Annotated in this window: 4 protein-coding genes; all 4 read right to left on the bottom strand. The window is 56.7% G+C overall.

Translation table 11 applies throughout. The features are described 5' to 3' along the window. Positions 1–274 precede the first annotated feature (274 nt). The 4 genes from KQI79_RS27105 to KQI79_RS27090 all read right to left on the bottom strand — a co-directional run bounded on the left by KQI79_RS27105 (position 275) and on the right by KQI79_RS27090 (position 3298). Positions 275–1177 carry an AraC family transcriptional regulator gene (locus KQI79_RS27105; protein ID WP_213527677.1) on the bottom strand — a complete coding sequence of 301 codons (903 nt, stop codon included), beginning with the start codon at positions 1175–1177 and terminating at the stop codon, positions 275–277. 79 nt (positions 1178–1256) lie between these two features. After that, positions 1257–1709, bottom strand: a complete 453-nt coding sequence (locus KQI79_RS27100) for an EVE domain-containing protein (RefSeq protein ID WP_015253128.1) — start codon at positions 1707–1709, stop codon at positions 1257–1259. Then, complete coding sequence (locus KQI79_RS27095; RefSeq protein WP_015253129.1) at positions 1702–2289, bottom strand: DinB family protein; 588 nt, start codon at positions 2287–2289, stop codon at positions 1702–1704. Before KQI79_RS27095 ends, KQI79_RS27100 begins: the two co-directional genes overlap by 8 nt. Before the next feature lie 61 nt (positions 2290–2350). Continuing rightward, positions 2351–3298 carry a helix-turn-helix transcriptional regulator gene (locus KQI79_RS27090; protein ID WP_216541439.1) on the bottom strand — a complete coding sequence of 316 codons (948 nt, stop codon included), beginning with the start codon at positions 3296–3298 and terminating at the stop codon, positions 2351–2353. Positions 3299–3745 lie beyond the last annotated feature (447 nt).

The raw sequence follows: 3745 nt of genomic DNA, 5'->3' as shown, positions 1-3745 counted from the left end.
TTGGCAATCGCTCTTTTGACTGCATTTTTAGCAATTCCTCGAAGGAAAACAAGCTTTCTTGGAGAATATACATCGTGACTTCACTCCTTAAGTTTTCTTGTTTGGTCACTTGAAAACTTTTCCAAGTTGGGGTGAAGTCCCTTTTTTATGTCCGAAAATCCTTACAAATCAAGGCCTTGGATTATTGCAAAACGCTCAAGAAAAAAAACAACTGCTCGAGGAAATGTCTCCATAAGAGCGGAAGGCCGCCCGCAGCGGGGCGGCTTCCTCCCGATTACACCTTCCGCACCGGCCGCAGGACGGCATACCCGTAACCTTCAGGGAAATGGCGCTGGTAGTCCTGCTTCGTCTCCTCATCCCATGCATAACCCTTCGCTTTGGGATCATAGTTCCACGCCGTATCCTCGACCGCCTTCATCACCGCGCCGTTGTCTTTCAGGTAGTCGAAGGGCGGGTGATGGAAGACCAGATACTCCGATTCCGGGATGACCCGGCATTCCATGCCTTCCGGGACGGGGCCGTCGTAATCGAGCGGGACGGGAATGCCGTACAGGTATCCTTTCTTCCCGTTCCGGTAAAACCATCCCGCCGTCTGCGCCAATTGCCCGGGGAGGACGTGATTGGACATGCTCTCCAGCGTGCCGCACACTTCGTCACACGAATGCCCGTTGTTCCAGAAGCTCATGTAGTCCGCGGCGCCGATATCCCAGATTCCGATGAACTTGTGCGCCGGAATGAACTCCACCTTGATCTCCACCGATTTCACCCGAACTTCGCTCATGCGATTCCGCTCCTTGATCCAATAGTGATAAGGCGAGAACACCTCCTGACGAATCGAGAGCGGGATGGGGCGGGGCGATTTCCGGTAAGCCGCGGGCGTCATCCCGAAAGCCTTGTGAAAAGCCCTCGTGAACGCCTCCTGCGACGAGAACCCATACTTGACGGCGATGTCCAGCACCCGCTGGTCCGTGTCGCGGAGCTCCAGGGCGGCACGGCTGATCCGGCGGGTCCAGACGTAGTCGCGCAGGGTCATTCCGGTGTACTGATTGAACTGCCTGGAGCAATAGTAGGGCGAGTACCCGAGCTGCTCCGACATCTTGAGCAGGACCGGGTTTTCCGTCAAATGCTCCTCCAGCCAGTCCACCATCCGCTGCACCATCTCGTTCCACTCGTACATGGAAGCCTTCCCTCCTTTCACCCTGATCGTATCACCGGCGGTTATCGCATGTTTGATTCGAGTTGCAAAAGATCATCCATCACGGGATGGCGGCATTCATCGCCTCCGCAATTATCATAAAATCTTCGCGGCTAATCTTGAAGTGGCCGGTACGGAACAGACAGCCCCAATTCCGCTTGCCGCGGGTGAAGGACAGCCGGTCAAGCAACCCTGCGATTTTCGCCTCCCGGCAGCGGACGAATTCGATGTTCCGGCGGCTGGGCACGAACGTCTCGGACATCGCGCATTCGTAAACATGGTCGTCCACAACCCGCCCAATGGCGGTGAACGCTTGCAGCGGCTCGCCGCTGCGCATCTCGGTGCGGGGAGAGTAGTAGACAAGCCAGTCGCCCTGCCGCATTCTGCGCAGCGGCGCCGATTTGCCGTGGCACAACTGGGCGAAGCCGCCGCTCACCCCCCGCCGCACATGCGACGCCGAAGCAACACCTACCCAATAGGCAGGAGTTGCGTTTTCCCGTTCCGTCTTACGCATGAGCAACCCTCCAAGCGTCATCCAGACGCGACTTCTGGCGCAAATGGTGACGATAGTGCATCTCGGCCAGTCTGAACCATTCCAATGCGTTCAATCCGCCGAACTGCGGATGGAGAACCGTATGGCGAGCGATCGCCTTGCCCGATTCGGATCGAACCGGATGATCCGGTTCGAACGCAGCCGTTACCGCCGGTTCGATCTCGGCCATTCGGCGCAGCGCGTCCCGCAGCCCGTCGACGATTTGCTCCTTGCTTTCCGGCTGCGGCGGCGTGTATTGCGGGGACGGGGCCACCCGGATTCGTATCGGCGGGAAACTCCCCATTTTAAACACCTTTTCCCCCTGTTCCGTCTTGCCCGCCTGCGTGACTTCCGGGCTGCCGTTCGGGTCCAGACACAATGCGACGTTCCTCAAATGCATAAACCGCGCGGAACGAATCAAATGCATATACATCTGGCCGAGCGACCATTCGTCTTCCGCCGGTTTCCAGAGAAGCTGATCCATACTCGTTCCTTCCAAATCCCGAATATAGCCGTTAACCGTCTCTTCGAACCTGGACAACGTTTCTTTCGCAATCGACATGCGAGTCATCTCCTTTCCTTTAGTGGTTCCAGCATACAAGAACGCTGCTGACAACAGTATGTCAGCAGCGTTCGAACATTTTTCCGATTTCCTCTCTTACCCGTTCGCGTAGCGCTTCGGGCTCCAGCACACGCACCGCGGCGCCCCAGCCGAGCGTCCATTGGAGGAGATCCTCCATCCGCCTGACCCGGAACGTCGCCAGCCAACCTTGATCCCCCGGCTCGAACGATTCCATATAGAAATTGTCCGATTCCAGTACCCGGTCCGCAATGGCGGGGTCGACCCAAATGCGCACGGTCACATTCCGGTCGTCCGCAGGCCGGTAAGTCGTCAGGCGAAATCCCGGGTCGATGTTGAACGATTCGTCCAGAATGACAAGCCCGCTTATGCGGGACAGCCGAAAGTGGCGGATGTCTTGTCTCAGCCAACAGAACGCCACAAGCATCCACACGCCATGGGTATGGACAAGTCCGTACGGGTCTGCCGTTCGCTCGCTGTGGCGGGATTCGTCCGGGTCCGGCACATTTTTGGCGTAGCGGAAGCGTACCTTGCGCTTCCGGAGAATCGCTTGGCGCAACTGCTCAAACGTTTCTTTTTCCCGCCCCCGCGTTCCGGACTCCCCGACGTCCAGCAACCGTATCACCGACCGGATCCGTTCGGCCTCCTCGCGTACCTTCTCCGGCAAAATCGCCTCGATCTTCTCCTGCGAGCTGCGGGCCTTGGCGCCGTACTCCGCGTCCAGCTTCATCCCGACGAAGTCTGCCCCGATCAGCAGCGCCACCGCTTCCTCCACCGTGAAGCTGACGGGGGGAAGAAAATAGCCCTCCATCAAGGAATACCCTGTCCCCGGCGCGCCCGCAATCGGCACACCCGCTTCACTCAACGCTTGCATGTCCCGGTAAATCGTACGAATACTCGTCTCGAACTTGGCAGCCAGATCCTCGGCCCGCAGTACGCCTTTGCGCTGCAACTCGATGACGATGGCCAGCATCCGGTCGGTTTTGTTCATTCGCATCGTCTCCCTTGTCCGGAACATTCCGTTCCGTGCACCGAGTCCCCTAACACAAAACCCGCCAAGAGGCGGGTTGCGATGCAGTGCTGTCCTTTCGCCGTATTATACCATAAAAATCGGGGCGGCGCAAGGGTGCGCAATCACTCAGGTAAAATGTTACCGAAGGGGGATCGGATCACTCACGTCGAAATGTTACCGAAGGGAAGTGTTTTGAAAATGTCCATGAAAACACGACGTGAAGTGATCCGTATGTTGGCTGATCAATACGAGCCTTTTGCATAATTTCGTTTTGAAGCCAGCTTCATAGGGAGTCCTCAACTAGCAACAGTTAATTCCTGGCTTTAACGTTTAAAAATGTGTAATTGGAGTTTATTGGTCATAAAAATGGGCAGACCTGCAGAATTTTCGGGAAACGCTCGTTTTTAAGCGACCGCTTTTGCCAAG

Origin of the sequence: Paenibacillus sp. MSJ-34, from assembly GCF_018918005.1 — a bacterium.
In the GTDB taxonomy this organism is placed as follows: Bacteria; Bacillota; Bacilli; order Paenibacillales; family Paenibacillaceae; genus MSJ-34.
Note: the sequence above shows the minus strand (reverse complement) of the source record. Positions and strands in the feature narration are given on the sequence as shown.